Annotated in this window: 14 protein-coding genes; all 14 read left to right on the top strand. The window is 55.2% G+C overall.

All coding sequences use genetic code 11. From position 1 onward, the window contains the following. The first annotated feature begins 154 nt into the window (after positions 1-154). Positions 155-4,228, top strand: a complete 4,074-nt coding sequence (rpoB, locus tag ACWGZX_RS11235; protein WP_452628341.1) for a DNA-directed RNA polymerase subunit beta — start codon at positions 155-157, stop codon at positions 4,226-4,228. A 64-nt stretch (positions 4,229-4,292) separates the two neighbouring features. After that, positions 4,293-8,492: a DNA-directed RNA polymerase subunit beta' gene (rpoC, locus tag ACWGZX_RS11230; RefSeq protein WP_008145492.1), complete on the top strand. Its 4,200-nt coding sequence runs from the start codon at positions 4,293-4,295 to the stop codon at positions 8,490-8,492. A 216-nt stretch (positions 8,493-8,708) separates the two neighbouring features. After that, a complete protein-coding gene (rpsL, locus tag ACWGZX_RS11225; RefSeq protein WP_002555494.1) occupies positions 8,709-9,080 on the top strand; it encodes a 30S ribosomal protein S12 in 372 nt (123 codons plus the stop codon). A gap of 118 nt (positions 9,081-9,198) precedes the next feature. Beyond that, positions 9,199-9,669: a 30S ribosomal protein S7 gene (gene rpsG, locus ACWGZX_RS11220; RefSeq protein ID WP_002555493.1), complete on the top strand. Its 471-nt coding sequence runs from the start codon at positions 9,199-9,201 to the stop codon at positions 9,667-9,669. A gap of 30 nt (positions 9,670-9,699) precedes the next feature. Continuing rightward, complete coding sequence (fusA, locus tag ACWGZX_RS11215; RefSeq protein ID WP_223521829.1) at positions 9,700-11,805, top strand: elongation factor G; 2,106 nt, start codon at positions 9,700-9,702, stop codon at positions 11,803-11,805. A gap of 30 nt (positions 11,806-11,835) precedes the next feature. Then, complete coding sequence (gene tuf / locus ACWGZX_RS11210) at positions 11,836-13,029, top strand: elongation factor Tu (protein ID WP_027924378.1); 1,194 nt, start codon at positions 11,836-11,838, stop codon at positions 13,027-13,029. 156 nt (positions 13,030-13,185) lie between these two features. After that, a complete protein-coding gene (gene rpsJ / locus ACWGZX_RS11205; protein ID WP_003186070.1) occupies positions 13,186-13,497 on the top strand; it encodes a 30S ribosomal protein S10 in 312 nt (103 codons plus the stop codon). A gap of 80 nt (positions 13,498-13,577) precedes the next feature. Beyond that, positions 13,578-14,213 carry a 50S ribosomal protein L3 gene (gene rplC / locus ACWGZX_RS11200; RefSeq protein ID WP_003186059.1) on the top strand — a complete coding sequence of 212 codons (636 nt, stop codon included), beginning with the start codon at positions 13,578-13,580 and terminating at the stop codon, positions 14,211-14,213. A 12-nt stretch (positions 14,214-14,225) separates the two neighbouring features. Continuing rightward, entirely contained in the window at positions 14,226-14,828 is a 603-nt protein-coding gene (gene rplD / locus ACWGZX_RS11195) for a 50S ribosomal protein L4 (RefSeq protein ID WP_007896707.1), read from the top strand. Next, complete coding sequence (rplW, locus tag ACWGZX_RS11190; protein ID WP_002555488.1) at positions 14,825-15,124, top strand: 50S ribosomal protein L23; 300 nt, start codon at positions 14,825-14,827, stop codon at positions 15,122-15,124. The genes rplD and rplW overlap by 4 nt, the downstream gene beginning before the upstream one ends. A gap of 14 nt (positions 15,125-15,138) precedes the next feature. Beyond that, positions 15,139-15,963, top strand: a complete 825-nt coding sequence (gene rplB / locus ACWGZX_RS11185) for a 50S ribosomal protein L2 (RefSeq protein WP_003176423.1) — start codon at positions 15,139-15,141, stop codon at positions 15,961-15,963. 16 nt (positions 15,964-15,979) lie between these two features. Beyond that, positions 15,980-16,255, top strand: coding sequence for a 30S ribosomal protein S19 (gene rpsS / locus ACWGZX_RS11180; RefSeq protein ID WP_002555486.1), 276 nt, complete (start codon positions 15,980-15,982; stop codon positions 16,253-16,255). Positions 16,256-16,266: 11 nt separating this feature from the next. After that, positions 16,267-16,599 carry a 50S ribosomal protein L22 gene (rplV, locus tag ACWGZX_RS11175; RefSeq protein ID WP_003103908.1) on the top strand — a complete coding sequence of 111 codons (333 nt, stop codon included), beginning with the start codon at positions 16,267-16,269 and terminating at the stop codon, positions 16,597-16,599. A 13-nt stretch (positions 16,600-16,612) separates the two neighbouring features. Beyond that, positions 16,613-17,299, top strand: coding sequence for a 30S ribosomal protein S3 (gene rpsC, locus ACWGZX_RS11170; protein WP_003176422.1), 687 nt, complete (start codon positions 16,613-16,615; stop codon positions 17,297-17,299). Positions 17,300-17,306 lie beyond the last annotated feature (7 nt).

Here is a 17,306-nt window from a genome sequence, read left to right as displayed (position 1 = left end):
GGCCTTTTTCCGTTATTGGCAGCCGACTGGGTCGGTGCTGATAACGAGCTGTAACCACCCGATGTGGTGGCGCAAACCATGGGGTTTGCACGATTTTCTGGCTGCTCCCGTCGGGAGGGGCCAAACAAGCAGGTGACCAAGCTGGGGAACGCTGATGGCTTACTCATATACTGAGAAAAAACGTATCCGCAAGGACTTTAGCAAGTTGCCGGACGTCATGGATGTGCCGTACCTCCTGGCCATCCAGCTGGATTCGTATCGTGAATTCTTGCAAGCGGGAGCGACTAAAGATCAGTTCCGCGACGTGGGCCTGCATGCGGCCTTCAAATCCGTTTTCCCGATCATCAGCTACTCCGGCAATGCTGCGCTGGAGTACGTCGGTTATCGCCTGGGCGAACCGGCATTTGATGTCAAAGAATGCGTATTGCGCGGTGTAACTTACGCCGTACCTTTGCGGGTAAAAGTGCGCCTGATCATTTTCGACAAAGAATCGTCGAACAAAGCGATCAAGGACATTAAAGAGCAAGAAGTCTACATGGGTGAAATCCCCCTGATGACTGAGAACGGTACCTTCGTAATCAACGGTACCGAGCGTGTAATCGTTTCCCAGCTGCACCGTTCCCCGGGCGTGTTCTTCGACCACGACCGTGGCAAGACGCACAGCTCCGGTAAACTGCTGTACTCCGCACGCATCATTCCTTACCGCGGTTCGTGGTTGGACTTCGAGTTCGACCCGAAAGACTGCGTGTTCGTGCGTATCGACCGTCGTCGCAAGCTGCCTGCATCGGTATTGCTGCGCGCGCTGGGCTATACCACTGAAGAAGTGCTGGACGCGTTCTACACCACCAACGTCTTCCACGTGCAAGGTGAAAACCTCAGCCTGGAACTGGTGCCTCAGCGCCTGCGTGGTGAAATTGCTGTCCTGGATATCCTGGATGACAAAGGCAAGGTTATTGTCGAGCAAGGTCGTCGTATCACTGCTCGCCACATCAACCAGCTGGAAAAAGCCGGGATCAAAGAGCTGCAAGTGCCTCTGGACTACGTCCTGGGTCGCACTACCGCCAAGGTCATCGTGCATCCGGCAACCGGCGAAATCCTGGCAGAGTGCAACACCGAGCTGAACACCGAGATCCTGGCGAAAATCGCCAAGTCTCAGGTTGTTCGCATCGAAACTCTGTACACCAACGATATCGACTGCGGTCCGTTCGTCTCCGACACACTGAAAATCGACTCCACCAGCAACCAATTGGAAGCGCTGGTCGAGATCTATCGCATGATGCGTCCAGGCGAGCCGCCAACCAAAGACGCTGCCGAGACTCTGTTCAACAACCTGTTCTTCAGCCCTGAGCGCTATGACCTGTCTGCGGTCGGCCGGATGAAGTTCAACCGTCGTATCGGTCGTACCGAGATCGAAGGTTCGGGCGTGTTGTGCAAAGAAGACATCGTTGCGGTATTGAAGACTCTGGTCGACATCCGTAACGGTAAAGGCATCGTCGACGACATCGACCACCTGGGTAACCGTCGTGTTCGCTGCGTAGGCGAAATGGCCGAGAACCAGTTCCGCGTTGGCCTTGTACGTGTTGAGCGTGCGGTCAAAGAGCGTCTGTCGATGGCTGAAAGCGAAGGCCTGATGCCGCAAGACCTGATCAACGCCAAGCCAGTGGCTGCGGCGGTGAAAGAGTTCTTCGGTTCCAGCCAGCTGTCGCAGTTCATGGACCAGAACAACCCGCTGTCCGAGATCACCCACAAGCGTCGTGTTTCTGCACTCGGCCCTGGCGGTTTGACTCGTGAGCGTGCTGGCTTTGAAGTTCGTGACGTACACCCGACTCACTACGGTCGTGTATGCCCGATTGAAACGCCGGAAGGTCCGAACATCGGTCTGATCAACTCCCTGGCCGCTTATGCGCGCACCAACCAGTATGGTTTCCTCGAGAGCCCGTACCGTGTGGTGAAAGACGCTCTGGTCACCGACGAGATCGTGTTCCTGTCCGCCATCGAAGAAGCTGATCACGTGATCGCTCAGGCTTCGGCCACGATGAACGACAAGAAAGTCTTGATCGACGAGCTGGTAGCTGTTCGTCACTTGAACGAGTTCACCGTCAAGGCGCCAGAAGACGTCACCTTGATGGACGTATCGCCGAAACAGGTAGTTTCGGTTGCAGCGTCGCTGATCCCGTTCCTCGAGCACGACGACGCCAACCGTGCGTTGATGGGTTCGAACATGCAGCGTCAAGCTGTACCAACCCTGCGCGCTGACAAGCCGCTGGTCGGTACCGGCATGGAGCGTAACGTAGCCCGTGACTCCGGCGTTTGCGTCGTGGCTCGTCGTGGTGGTGTTATCGATTCCGTCGACGCCAGCCGTATCGTGGTTCGTGTTGCTGATGACGAAGTTGAAACCGGCGAAGCTGGTGTCGACATCTACAACCTCACCAAGTACACCCGCTCCAACCAGAACACCTGCATCAACCAGCGTCCGCTGGTGCGTAAAGGTGATCGGGTTCAGCGCAGCGACATCATGGCTGACGGTCCGTCCACCGATATGGGTGAACTGGCACTGGGTCAGAACATGCGCATCGCGTTCATGGCATGGAACGGCTTCAACTTCGAAGACTCCATCTGCCTGTCCGAGCGTGTGGTTCAGGAAGATCGCTTCACCACGATCCACATTCAGGAACTGACCTGTGTGGCACGTGACACCAAGCTTGGGCCAGAGGAAATCACTGCAGACATCCCGAACGTGGGTGAAGCTGCACTGAACAAGCTGGACGAAGCCGGTATCGTTTACGTAGGTGCTGAAGTTGGCGCAGGCGACATTCTGGTCGGTAAGGTCACTCCGAAAGGCGAGACCCAACTGACTCCGGAAGAGAAGCTGTTGCGTGCCATCTTCGGTGAAAAAGCCAGCGACGTTAAAGACACCTCCCTGCGCGTGCCTACCGGCACCAAGGGTACCGTCATCGACGTACAGGTCTTCACCCGTGACGGCGTTGAGCGTGATGCTCGTGCACTGTCGATCGAGAAGACTCAACTCGACGAGATCCGCAAGGACCTGAACGAAGAGTTCCGTATCGTTGAAGGCGCAACTTTCGAACGTCTGCGTTCCGCTCTGGTCGGCCACAAAGCCGAAGGCGGCGCCGGTCTGAAGAAAGGTCAGGACATCACCGACGAAATTCTCGACGGTCTTGAGCATGGTCAGTGGTTCAAACTGCGCATGGCTGAAGATGCTCTGAACGAGCAGCTCGAGAAGGCTCAGGCCTACATCGTTGATCGTCGCCGTCTGCTGGACGACAAGTTCGAAGACAAGAAGCGCAAACTGCAGCAGGGCGATGACCTGGCTCCAGGCGTGCTGAAAATCGTCAAGGTTTACCTGGCAATCCGTCGCCGCATTCAGCCGGGCGACAAGATGGCCGGTCGTCACGGTAACAAAGGTGTGGTCTCCGTGATCATGCCGGTTGAAGACATGCCGCACGATGCCAATGGCACCCCGGTCGATGTCGTCCTCAACCCGTTGGGCGTACCTTCGCGTATGAACGTTGGTCAGATCCTTGAAACCCACCTCGGCCTCGCGGCCAAAGGTCTGGGCGAGAAGATCAACCGGATGATCGAAGAGCAGCGCAAAGTTGCTGAACTTCGTACCTTCCTGGACGAGATCTACAACCAGATCGGCGGTCGTAACGAAGATCTGGATAGCTTCTCCGACCAGGAAATCCTGGATCTGGCGAAGAACCTGCGTGGCGGCGTTCCAATGGCCACTCCAGTGTTCGACGGCGCCAAGGAAAGCGAAATCAAGGCCATGCTGAAACTGGCAGACCTGCCAGAAAGCGGCCAGATGCAGCTGACCGACGGCCGTACCGGCAACAAGTTCGAGCGCCCGGTTACTGTTGGCTACATGTACATGCTGAAGCTGAACCACTTGGTAGACGACAAGATGCACGCTCGTTCTACCGGTTCGTACAGCCTGGTTACCCAGCAGCCGCTGGGTGGTAAGGCACAGTTCGGTGGTCAGCGTTTCGGGGAGATGGAGGTCTGGGCACTGGAAGCATACGGTGCCGCTTACACTCTGCAAGAAATGCTCACAGTGAAGTCGGACGATGTGAACGGCCGTACCAAGATGTACAAAAACATCGTGGATGGCGATCACCGTATGGAGCCGGGCATGCCCGAGTCCTTCAACGTGTTGATCAAGGAAATTCGTTCCCTCGGCATCGATATCGATCTGGAAACCGAATAACACGTGACGCGAATCGAGAGCGGGGCAGGATTGCCCGCTCTCTGCTCCGCCAGGAGGAAAGGCCTTGAAAGACCTACTGAATTTGCTGAAAAACCAGGGTCAAGTCGAAGAGTTCGACGCCATCCGTATTGGATTGGCATCGCCTGAGATGATCCGTTCGTGGTCGTTCGGTGAAGTTAAAAAGCCGGAAACCATCAACTACCGTACGTTCAAACCTGAGCGTGACGGCCTGTTCTGCGCCAAGATCTTTGGCCCGGTAAAGGATTACGAGTGCCTGTGCGGTAAGTACAAGCGCTTGAAGCACCGTGGTGTGATCTGCGAGAAGTGCGGCGTTGAAGTCGCGCTGGCTAAAGTTCGTCGTGAGCGCATGGCGCACATCGAACTGGCCTCGCCAGTTGCCCACATCTGGTTCCTGAAATCGCTGCCGTCGCGTATCGGCTTGCTGATGGACATGACCCTGCGTGATATCGAACGCGTTCTCTACTTCGAGAGCTATGTCGTTATCGATCCAGGCATGACCACCCTTGAAAAAGGTCAGCTGCTCAACGACGAGCAGTACTTCGAAGCGCTGGAAGAGTTCGGCGACGATTTCGATGCCCGCATGGGTGCCGAAGCTGTCCGTGAACTGCTGCACGCTATCGACCTGGAACACGAGATTGGCCGTCTGCGTGAAGAAATTCCGCAAACCAACTCCGAAACCAAAATCAAGAAGCTGTCCAAGCGTCTGAAGTTGATGGAAGCCTTCCAGGGTTCTGGCAACCTTCCAGAGTGGATGGTGCTGACCGTTCTGCCGGTTCTACCGCCAGATCTGCGTCCACTGGTCCCGCTGGATGGCGGTCGCTTCGCGACTTCCGACCTCAACGATCTGTATCGTCGAGTGATCAACCGTAACAACCGCTTGAAGCGCCTGCTTGATCTGTCCGCTCCGGACATCATCGTGCGCAACGAAAAGCGTATGTTGCAGGAAGCCGTCGACGCACTGCTCGACAACGGTCGTCGTGGCCGCGCTATCACCGGTTCCAACAAGCGTCCTCTGAAATCCCTGGCTGACATGATCAAGGGTAAGCAAGGTCGTTTCCGTCAGAACTTGCTCGGTAAGCGTGTTGACTACTCCGGTCGATCGGTAATTACCGTAGGTCCGACCCTGCGTCTGCACCAGTGCGGTCTGCCGAAAAAAATGGCTCTCGAGCTGTTCAAACCGTTCATTTTCGGCAAGCTGGAAATGCGTGGTCTCGCTACCACCATCAAAGCTGCCAAGAAGATGGTCGAGCGCGAGCTGCCGGAAGTTTGGGACGTTCTCGCTGAAGTCATCCGCGAACACCCGGTTCTCCTCAACCGTGCACCGACCCTTCACCGTCTGGGTATCCAGGCGTTTGAACCGGTACTGATCGAAGGTAAGGCTATCCAGCTGCACCCTCTGGTCTGTGCTGCGTACAACGCCGACTTCGACGGCGACCAAATGGCCGTGCACGTACCGCTGACACTGGAAGCCCAGTTGGAAGCGCGTGCGTTGATGATGTCGACCAACAACATTCTGTCGCCAGCCAACGGTGAGCCGATCATCGTTCCGTCGCAGGACGTTGTATTGGGTCTGTACTACATGACTCGTGAAGCGATCAACGCCAAGGGCGAAGGTCGTGTATTCGCGGATCTGCAAGAAGTTGACCGTGTGTTCCGTGCCGGCGAAGCCGCACTGCACGCTAAAGTCAAAGTGCGGATCAACGAAACCGTCAACGATCGTGACGGTGGCAGCGTCAAGAACACCCGTATCGTCGACACCACTGTCGGCCGTGCGCTGTTGTTCCAGGTTGTTCCACCTGGCCTGTCGTACGACGTCGTCAACCAGCCGATGAAGAAAAAGGCGATCTCCAAGCTGATCAACCAGTGCTACCGCGTGGTTGGTTTGAAAGAGACCGTGATCTTCGCTGACCAGTTGATGTACACCGGTTTTGCTTATTCGACCATCTCCGGCGTTTCCATCGGTGTTAACGACTTCGTTATCCCGGATGAAAAAGCCCGCATCATCAATGCTGCTACTGATGAAGTGAAAGAGATCGAAAGTCAGTACGCCTCCGGTCTGGTAACCCAGGGCGAGAAGTACAACAAAGTGATCGACCTTTGGTCCAAGGCGAACGACGAAGTTTCCAAGGCAATGATGGCCAACCTCTCGAAAGAGAAAGTCATCGACCGCCATGGCGTCGAAGTCGACCAAGAGTCTTTCAACTCGATGTACATGATGGCCGACTCGGGCGCACGGGGTTCTGCTGCGCAGATCCGTCAGCTCGCCGGTATGCGTGGCCTGATGGCCAAGCCGGACGGTTCCATCATTGAAACGCCGATTACTGCGAACTTCCGTGAAGGTTTGAGCGTACTTCAGTACTTCATCTCCACTCACGGTGCTCGTAAAGGTTTGGCGGATACCGCGTTGAAAACTGCGAACTCCGGTTACCTGACTCGTCGTCTGGTAGACGTGGCGCAGGATCTGGTTGTGACCGAGATCGATTGCGGCACCGAACATGGCCTGGTAATGACTCCGCACATTGAAGGCGGTGACGTTGTTGAGCCGCTGGGTGAGCGCGTATTGGGTCGTGTTATTGCCCGTGACGTGTTCAAGCCAGGTACCGAAGAAATCATCGTTCCTGCGGGCACGCTGGTAGACGAGAAGTGGGTCGAGTTCATCGAGCTGAACAGCATCGACGAAGTGATCGTGCGTTCGCCGATCAGCTGCGAAACCCGCTACGGCATTTGCGCCAAGTGCTACGGCCGTGACCTGGCTCGTGGTCACCAGGTGAACATCGGTGAAGCGGTCGGCGTTATTGCTGCCCAGTCCATCGGTGAGCCGGGTACCCAGCTGACCATGCGTACGTTCCACATCGGTGGTGCGGCAAGCCGGACCTCCGCAGCTGACAGCGTTCAGGTGAAGAATGGCGGTACCGTCCGTCTGCACAACCTGAAGCACGTTGAGCGAGTGGATGGTTGCCTGGTTGCTGTGTCCCGTTCGGGTGAGCTGGCGATCGCTGACGATTTCGGTCGTGAGCGCGAGCGTTACAAGCTGCCATACGGTGCTGTGATTTCGGTTAAAGAAGGTGACAAGGTCGACGCTGGCGCAATCGTGGCCAAGTGGGATCCGCACACTCACCCAATCGTTACCGAAATGAAAGGTACCGTGACCTACGTGGGCATGGAAGAAGGCATCACGATCAAGCGTCAGACTGACGAATTGACCGGTATGACCAACATTGAAGTACTCGACGCCAAAGACCGTCCAGCTGCCGGTAAAGATATCCGTCCTGCTGTGAAGATGGTTGATGACAACGGCAAGGATCTCTTGCTGCCGGGTACTGACGTAATTGCTCAGTACTTCCTGCCTGCTAACGCACTGGTTGGTGTAGCGGATGGCGCGAAGATTGCGATCGGTGATGTTATCGCTCGTATCCCGCAAGAGACTTCGAAGACCCGTGACATCACCGGTGGTCTGCCACGTGTTGCCGACTTGTTCGAAGCACGTCGTCCGAAAGAAGCCTCGATTCTGGCTGAAGTCAGCGGCACCATTGCGTTTGGTAAAGAGACCAAAGGCAAACGCCGTCTGGTTATCACTCCGAACGACGGCACCGATCCGTACGAAGAGCTGATTCCGAAGTGGCGTCACCTGAACGTCTTCGAAGGCGAACAGGTAAACCGCGGCGAAGTTATCTCCGACGGCCCGAGCGATCCACACGACATCCTGCGTCTGCTGGGTGTGAGTGCGCTGGCCAAGTACATCGTGAACGAGATCCAGGACGTTTATCGTCTGCAAGGCGTGAAGATCAACGACAAGCACATCGAGACCATCCTGCGTCAGATGTTGCGTAAGGTTGAAATCGCTGAATCCGGCGACTCGACTTTCATCAAGGGCGACCAGATGGAGTTGACTCACGTTCTGGTAGAGAACGAGCGTCTGGCTGGCGACGAGAAATTCGTTTCCAAGTTCACTCGCGTACTGCTGGGTATCACCAAGGCGTCGTTGTCCACCGAATCGTTCATCTCGGCGGCTTCCTTCCAGGAAACCACTCGCGTACTGACCGAGGCGGCGGTAACCGGCAAGCGCGATTACCTGCGCGGCCTGAAAGAAAACGTGGTCGTGGGTCGTCTGATCCCGGCTGGTACCGGTCTGGCTTATCACAGCGAGCGTAAGCGTCGCCGTGATGCTGACAAACCGTTGCGCGTAAGCGCCAGTGAAGTGGAAGCTGCACTGACCGAAGCGCTGAACTCTAGCGGTAACTGAGTTCTGCGATAAATGAGCGTAAGGCCCTGGCAGCTCCGTTCATCGAATCGAGACAATTTGTCGAGGTTGGATGGGTGGGGAGGTCGGGGCCTTGCCTTGACTGGGGGCAAGATCCTCTTTAGACTCTTGTACCCCTAAATTTGGCGGGAATTCGTTCCTGCCATTTTGCTTTTCTTGCAAGACAATAGCGTCGCAAGACAACAGTGGAGCTAGTAGATGGCAACTATCAACCAGCTGGTACGTCAGCCGCGTAAGCGTATCGTCGAGAAATCCGACGTGCCTGCGCTGCAGAACTGCCCGCAACGTCGTGGCGTATGCACCCGTGTGTATACCACCACGCCGAAAAAACCTAACTCGGCACTGCGTAAAGTATGCCGTGTGCGTCTGACCAACGGTTTCGAGGTTTCCTCGTACATCGGCGGTGAAGGCCACAACCTGCAAGAGCACAGCGTGGTACTGATCCGCGGCGGTCGTGTAAAAGACTTGCCAGGTGTTCGTTACCACACCGTACGCGGTTCTTTGGATACTTCCGGCGTTAAAGGTCGTAACCAGGGTCGTTCGAAGTACGGTACCAAGAAGCCTAAGTAGTAGCGGCTTTTTGTAAAAACTGATTTTCTATTTTTCTGAGTCGATAAGAGTAAGGTCGGAGGCGTCCCGCAAGGGCACCGATTCCGAGCGAACCTGAAGACCGTTTGAGGGCTTATCCATGCCAAGAAGACGCGTAGCAGCCAAGCGCGAAGTGCTTGACGATCCAAAGTACGGCAGCCAGATCCTGGCCAAGTTCATGAACCACGTTATGGAAAGCGGTAAGAAAGCCGTTGCCGAACGTATCGTTTATGGCGCGCTGGAAAAAGTTAAAGAACGCAAGAACAGCGATCCCCTGGAAATCTTCGAGAAAGCTCTCGACGCCATCGCTCCGCTGGTCGAAGTAAAGTCGCGCCGTGTAGGCGGTGCTACTTACCAGGTTCCGGTCGAAGTTCGTCCGTCCCGTCGTAACGCTCTGGCAATGCGCTGGTTGGTAGACTTCGCACGCAAGCGCGGCGAGAAGTCTATGGCTCTGCGTTTGGCTGGCGAACTGTTGGACGCCGCTGAAGGTAAAGGTGCTGCAGTTAAGAAGCGTGAAGACGTGCACCGTATGGCTGAAGCCAACAAGGCTTTCTCGCACTACCGCTTCTAATTTTAGCGTCACTAATTTTGCGAGGGCTTTATGGCTCGTACAACACCGATTAATCGCTACCGTAACATTGGTATCGTTGCACACGTGGATGCTGGTAAAACCACCACCACCGAGCGCGTCCTTTTTTACACTGGCAAAAGTCACAAGATGGGCGAGGTGCATGACGGCGCCGCGACCACAGACTGGATGGTTCAGGAGCAGGAGCGTGGTATTACCATTACTTCTGCTGCTATTACCGCCTTCTGGCAGGGTTCCGAGAAGCAGCACAAAGACCAATACCGTTTCAACGTCATCGACACCCCTGGCCACGTAGACTTCACTATTGAAGTTGAGCGTTCCCTGCGTGTTCTCGACGGCGCGGTCGTTGTGTTCTGTGGTACCTCGGGTGTTGAACCTCAGTCGGAAACCGTATGGCGTCAAGCCAACAAGTACGGTGTTCCACGTCTTGTTTACGTAAACAAGATGGATCGTGCTGGTGCGAACTTCCTGCGCGTGATCGGTCAGATCAAGCAGCGTCTGGGTCACACTCCGGTGCCGATCCAGTTGGCTATTGGTTCCGAAGACAATTTCCAGGGTCAGATCGATCTGTTGGCCATGGAAGCTGTTTACTGGAACGATGCTGACAAAGGCATGGTTCCACGTCGCGAGCCTATCCCTGCTGAACTGCAGGAATTGGCTAACGAGTGGCGCGGTAACATGGTTGAGGCTGCGGCCGAAGCCAGCGAAGAGTTGATGAACAAGTACCTCGAAGGTGAAGAGCTCACCAACGCGGAAATCAAGGCCGCTCTGCGTCAGCGTACTATCGCTGGTGAGATCGTTCTGGCTGTTTGCGGTTCTTCCTTCAAGAACAAGGGTGTTCCCCTGGTTCTCGACGCCGTTATCGACTACCTGCCTGCTCCTACCGACATTCCTGCCATCAAGGGTACTGACCCGGATGACGAGACCAAGGAAATGGAGCGTCACGCAGACGACAGCGAGCCGTTCTCGGCTCTGGCGTTCAAGATCGCTACCGACCCATTCGTGGGTACCTTGACCTTTGTTCGAGTTTACTCGGGCGTGTTGGCCTCCGGCGACGGCGTGATCAACTCGGTTAAAGGCAAGAAAGAGCGCGTGGGTCGTATGGTGCAAATGCACGCAAACGCCCGTGAAGAAATCAAGGAAGTACGCGCTGGTGACATCGCGGCCTTGATCGGCATGAAGGACGTCACCACTGGTGAGACTTTGTGCAACGCTGACAAGCCAATCATCCTGGTTCGCATGGACTTCCCGGAGCCGGTTATTTCGGTTGCCGTTGAGCCTAAGACCAAGGATGACCAGGAAAAAATGGGTATCGCTCTGGGCAAGCTTGCTCAGGAAGATCCATCTTTCCGCGTCAAAACCGATGAAGAGACTGGTCAAACGATCATCTCCGGCATGGGCGAGCTGCACCTGGACATCCTGGTTGACCGGATGCGCCGTGAGTTCAACGTCGAAGCCAACATTGGTAAGCCTCAGGTTTCCTATCGTGAGCGCATCACGAAGAACTGTGAAATCGAAGGCAAATTCGTTCGTCAATCCGGCGGTCGTGGCCAGTTCGGCCATTGCTGGATTCGTTTTGCTCCTGCTGACGAAGGTCAGGAAGGTCTGCAATTCGTGAACGAAGTCGTGGGTGGTGTGGTTCCTAAGGAATACATCCCGGCGATCCAGAAGGGTATCGAAGAGCAGATGAAGAACGGCGTTGTTGCCGGCTATCCGCTGATCGGCCTGAAGGCTACCGTGTTTGATGGTTCTTACCACGACGTCGACTCCAACGAGATGGCGTTTAAGGTGGCTGCTTCCATGGCGACCAAGCAACTGGCCCAGAAGGGCGGTGGTGAGTTGCTTGAGCCGATCATGGCGGTAGAGGTTGTTACGCCTGAAGACTATATGGGTGACGTGATGGGCGACCTTAACCGTCGTCGCGGCATGATTTTGGGTATGGAAGACACGGTCTCCGGCAAGGTAATTCGCGCCGAAGTTCCGCTGGGCGAGATGTTCGGTTATGCGACCGACGTTCGTTCCATGTCCCAGGGTCGCGCAAGCTACTCTATGGAATTCAAAAAATACAATACGGCTCCGTCGCACATCGTCGAAACCGTTACCAAAAAACAAGGCTGATTCAGTCCTTTAGGCAAGGAGTTAATTGTCGTGGCTAAAGAAAAATTTGATCGTTCCCTACCGCACGTCAACGTTGGCACCATCGGTCACGTTGACCACGGTAAAACCACTCTGACTGCTGCTCTGACTCGTGTTTGCTCCGAGGTTTTCGGTTCGGCTATCGTTGATTTCGATAAAATCGACAGCGCGCCAGAAGAAAAAGCTCGTGGTATCACCATCAACACCGCGCACGTCGAGTACAACTCGAAGATTCGTCACTACGCTCACGTTGACTGCCCAGGTCACGCTGACTACGTGAAGAACATGATCACTGGTGCTGCCCAGATGGACGGCGCGATCCTGGTTTGCTCGGCCGCTGATGGTCCGATGCCACAAACCCGTGAGCACATCCTGCTGTCCCGTCAGGTAGGCGTTCCGTACATCGTGGTTTTCCTGAACAAGGCTGACCTGGTAGACGACGCTGAGCTGCTGGAACTGGTTGAGATGGAAGTGCGCGATCTGCTGAGCACTTACGACTTCCCAGGCGACGACACTCCGATCATCATCGGTTCGGCTCGTATGGCTCTGGAAGGCAAAGACGACAACGAAATGGGCACCACTGCCGTTCGTAAACTGGTTGAAACTCTGGACAGCTACATCCCAGAACCAGTTCGTCTGACCGACAAGCCGTTCCTGATGCCAATCGAAGACGTATTCTCGATCTCCGGTCGCGGTACTGTTGTGACTGGTCGTATCGAGCGCGGTATCGTTCGCGTGCAAGATCCACTGGAAATCGTTGGTCTGCGTGACACTACCGTCACCACCTGCACCGGTGTTGAAATGTTCCGTAAGCTGCTCGACGAAGGTCGTGCTGGCGAGAACTGCGGCGTGCTGCTGCGCGGCACCAAGCGTGACGACGTTGAGCGTGGCCAGGTTCTGGTTAAGCCAGGTTCGGTTAAGCCGCACACCAAGTTCACCGCAGAAGTTTACGTTCTGAGCAAGGAAGAAGGCGGCCGTCATACTCCGTTCTTCAAAGGCTACCGTCCACAGTTCTACTTCCGTACTACTGACGTGACTGGTAACTGCGAGCTGCCAGAAGGCGTTGAAATGGTAATGCCGGGTGACAACATTCAGATGACTGTCACTCTGATCAAAACCATCGCGATGGAAGATGGTCTGCGTTTCGCTATCCGTGAAGGCGGTCGTACCGTCGGCGCTGGCGTCGTAGCCAAAATCATCGAGTAAGCTCTTTTTGAGTAAGCTTTGATGACTTGAAAAAGCCCCCGCTCAGCGGGGGCTTTTTTATTGGGTTGACACCTATCTGGGGCGTCTATAGAATTGCGCCTCCTTTTAACGGGCGTATTGCGCTCGGTGGGAATAGCAGCCGGAGTCTGAAATCCAATGCAAAATCAGCAAATCCGTATCAGGTTGAAGGCTTTTGACCATCGCCTGATCGACCAATCCACCCAGGAAATCGTGGAAACCGCGAAACGTACTGGTGCTCAAGTGCGTGGTCCAATTCCACTGCCTACCCGTAAAGAGCGGTTCACCGTTCTGGTCTCCCCGCACGTCAACAAAGACGCGCGTGACCAGTACGAGATCCGTACTCATAAGCGCGTTCTGGACATCGTCCAGCCAACGGATAAAACCGTTGATGCTCTTATGAAGCTTGATCTTGCGGCCGGTGTGGAAGTGCAGATCAGCCTCGGCTAAGACTCGGTCTTAGTCGTGTAACGCTCTGAAATGGGCGGCCATAGCGGGTGAAAGCCCCGTACACTCATGAGGTTTACAACATGACTATTGGTGTAGTCGGTCGTAAATGCGGTATGACCCGTATTTTCACCGAAGAAGGTGTCTCCATTCCGGTCACGGTCATTGAGATCGAACCGAATCGCGTCACCCAGTTCAAAACTGAAGAGACCGATGGCTACCGTGCAGTGCAAGTCACTGTAGGCGAGCGTCGTGCTTCGCGTGTTACAGCTGCTCAAGCTGGCCACTTCGCTAAAGCGAACGTTGCCGCTGGTCGTACCGTAATGGAATTCCGTCTTGAAGAAGGCGAGTACCAGGCCGGCGATCTGATCAACGCTGAAATCTTCGCTGCTGGTCAACTGGTTGATGTAACCGGTCAGTCCAAGGGTAAAGGCTTCCAGGGTACGATCAAGCGTTGGAATTTCCGCGGGCAAGATAATACCCACGGTAACTCCGTGTCCCACCGCGTTCCAGGCTCTATCGGCCAGTGCCAGACTCCTGGTCGTGTATTCAAGGGCAAAAAAATGTCCGGTCATATGGGCGCTGAGCGCGTGACCGTGCAGTCCCTCGAAGTAGTGCGCGTGGACGCTGAACGCAATCTGTTGTTGGTCAAGGGCGCTGTTCCTGGCGCTACTGGCGGCAACTTGGTTGTACGTCCAGCAGCCAAGGCTCGCGGTTAAGGGGAAGCTGACATGCAATTAAATGTAAATGACGCTCAAGCGATCGAAGTTTCCGAACTGACATTTGGCGGCGAATTCAACGAGACGCTGGTTCACCAAGCAGTCGTGGCCTACATGGCCGGCGGCCGTCAGGGTTCCAAGCAGCAAAAGACCCGTTCCGACGTTCGTGGTGGCGGTAAGCGCCCATGGCGTCAGAAAGGTACTGGCCGTGCTCGTGCCGGTACTATCCGTAGCCCAATCTGGCGTGGCGGCGGTACCACTTTCGCAGCTCGTCCTCAGGATCACACCCAGAAGCTGAACAAGAAGATGTATCGCGCAGCAATGCGTTCCATCCTTGCTGAGCTGGTGCGTACTGATCGTCTGGTTGTGGTTCAGGACTTCGCTGTTGATGCACCGAAGACCAAAGATCTGCTGAACAAACTGACTGGCATGGGCTTGACTGACGTCTTGATCGTGTCTGAAGTCGTTGATCAGAACCTGTACCTGGCTGCTCGTAACCTGCCACACGTTGATGTACGTGACGTGCAAGGTTCCGATCCAGTTAGTCTGATCGCATACGACAAGGTGTTGATCACCGTGTCGGCCGTGAAGAAATTCGAGGAGCTGCTGGGATGAACCAGGAACGCGTATTTAAAGTTCTGCTTGGCCCGCACGTTTCCGAGAAGGCTACGGTTCTGGCTGACAAGAAAGGCCAGTTCGTTTTCAAGGTTGCAACTGACGCAACCAAGCTGGAAATCAAGAAGGCCGTCGAAAGCCTGTTCAGCGTGAAAGTAGAGCGTGTTACTACCCTGAATGTTCTGGGTAAGAGCAAGCGCACTGCTCGCGGTCTGGGCAAGCGTAATGACTGGAAGAAGGCAGTTATCTCCCTTCAGCCAGGCCAAGATCTCGATTTCAGCAGCAGTGCTGAGTAAGGAAGGGGTGCATCATGGCAATCGTTAAATGCAAACCGACTTCCCCTGGCCGCCGTTTTGTGGTCAAGGTGGTCAACCAGGAGCTGCATAAAGGCGCTCCTCACGCACCGCTGCTCGAGAAAAAATCGAAGACTGGTGGTCGTAACAACAATGGTCGCATTACCACTCGTCACATCGGTGGTGGCCATAAGCAGCATTATCGTCTGGTCGATTTCCGTCGCAACGACAAAGATGGCATCTCTGCCACTGTCGAGCGTATTGAATACGATCCAAACCGTACTGCTCACATCGCTCTGCTGCTGTACGCAGATGGCGAGCGTCGCTACATCATCGCCCCTAAAGGCGTGAGTGCTGGTGACCAGCTGATCGCAGGTGCTCTGGCACCGATCAAGCCGGGCAACGCTCTGCAACTGCGTAACATTCCAGTTGGTAGCACCGTACACGGCATCGAATTGAAGCCAGGTAAAGGCGCGCAAATCGCTCGTTCCGCTGGTGCTTCGGCTCAGCTGATCGCTCGTGAAGGTGTCTACGTGACCCTGCGTCTGCGTTCTGGTGAGATGCGTAAAGTGCTGGCTGAATGCCGCGCGACCCTGGGCGAAGTCTCGAACTCCGAGCACAGCCTGCGTTCGCTGGGTAAAGCTGGTGCCAAACGCTGGCGTGGCGTTCGCCCAACCGTTCGTGGTGTTGCCATGAACCCGGTTGACCACCCACATGGTGGTGGTGAAGGTCGTACCTCTGGTGGTCGTCATCCGGTATCGCCATGGGGCTTCCCGACTAAGGGCGCGAAGACTCGTGGTAATAAGCGTACCGACAAAATGATCGTCCGTCGTCGCAAGTAAATAGAGGGATACGACAGTGCCACGTTCTCTGAAAAAAGGTCCTTTTATCGATCTTCACCTACTGAAGAAGATCGAAGTGGCGGCGGAAAAGAATGATCGCAAACCGGTGAAAACCTGGTCGCGTCGTTCGATGATCCTGCCACAAATGGTCGGTTTGACCATCGCAGTACACAACGGTCGTCAACACGTCCCAGTTCTCGTTAACGAAGACATGGTCGGCCACAAACTGGGCGAGTTCGCCGGTACCCGCACTTATCGTGGGCACGTGGCAGACAAGAAAGCCAAGCGTTAAGGGGTTAGGAAATGGAAGTAGCCGCTAAGTTGTCGGGCGCTCGAATCTCCGCCCAGAAAGCCCGCTTGGTCGCCGACCAGATCCGCGGGAAGAAGGTGGGCGAAGCGCTCAACTTGTTGGCTTTCAGCAGTAAGAAAGCCGCCGAGATCATGAAGAAAGTGCTGGAGTCGGCCGTAGCCAACGCCGAGCATAACGAAGGCGCAGACGTTGATGACCTTAAAGTCAGCACCGTTTTCGTCAACGAAGGGCGTTCGCTGAAGCGCATCATGCCACGTGCCAAAGGCCGTGCTGATCGCATCGTCAAGCGGTCTTGCCATATCACTGTCAAGGTTGCTGACAAGTAACGGAGTCGAAGAGATGGGTCAGAAAGTACATCCCATTGGCATTCGCCTGGGAATCGTCAAGGAGCACACCTCCGTCTGGTACGCAGACGGTCGGACTTATGCGGACTATTTGTTCGCTGATCTGAAGGTGCGTGAGTATCTCCAAGACAAACTAAAAAGCGCGTCCGTAAGCCGTATCGATATCCATCGTCCGGCTCAGACTGCACGTATCACCATCCACACCGCTCGTCCAGGTATCGTTATCGGGAAGAAAGGTGAAGATGTTGAGAAACTGCGTCAGGACCTGACCAAGCAAATGGGTGTGCCTGTGCACATCAATATCGAAGAGATCCGCAAGCCGGAGCTCGACGGTATGCTGGTTGCGCAGAGCGTAGCTCAGCAGCTGGAGCGTCGCGTAATGTTCCGTCGCGCTATGAAGCGCGCTGTTCAGAACGCCATGCGCATTGGTGCCAAAGGCATCAAAATCCAAGTGAGCGGTCGTCTCGGCGGTGCTGAAATCGCACGTACTGAATGGTATCGCGAAGGTCGTGTGCCACTGCACACCCTGCGTGCCGACATCGACTATGCCAACTACGAAGCTCACACCACTTACGGTGTGATCGGTGTAAAGGTTTGGATCTTCAAGGGCGAAGTAATTGGTGGTCGCCAAGAAGAACTGAAACCACAAGCACCAGCGCCTCGTAAAAAAGCTGCTAAGTAAGGGGTAC

The organism is Pseudomonas sp. CLCA07, assembly GCF_053615335.1.
This window is presented reverse-complemented; position numbering and strand designations above follow the sequence as displayed.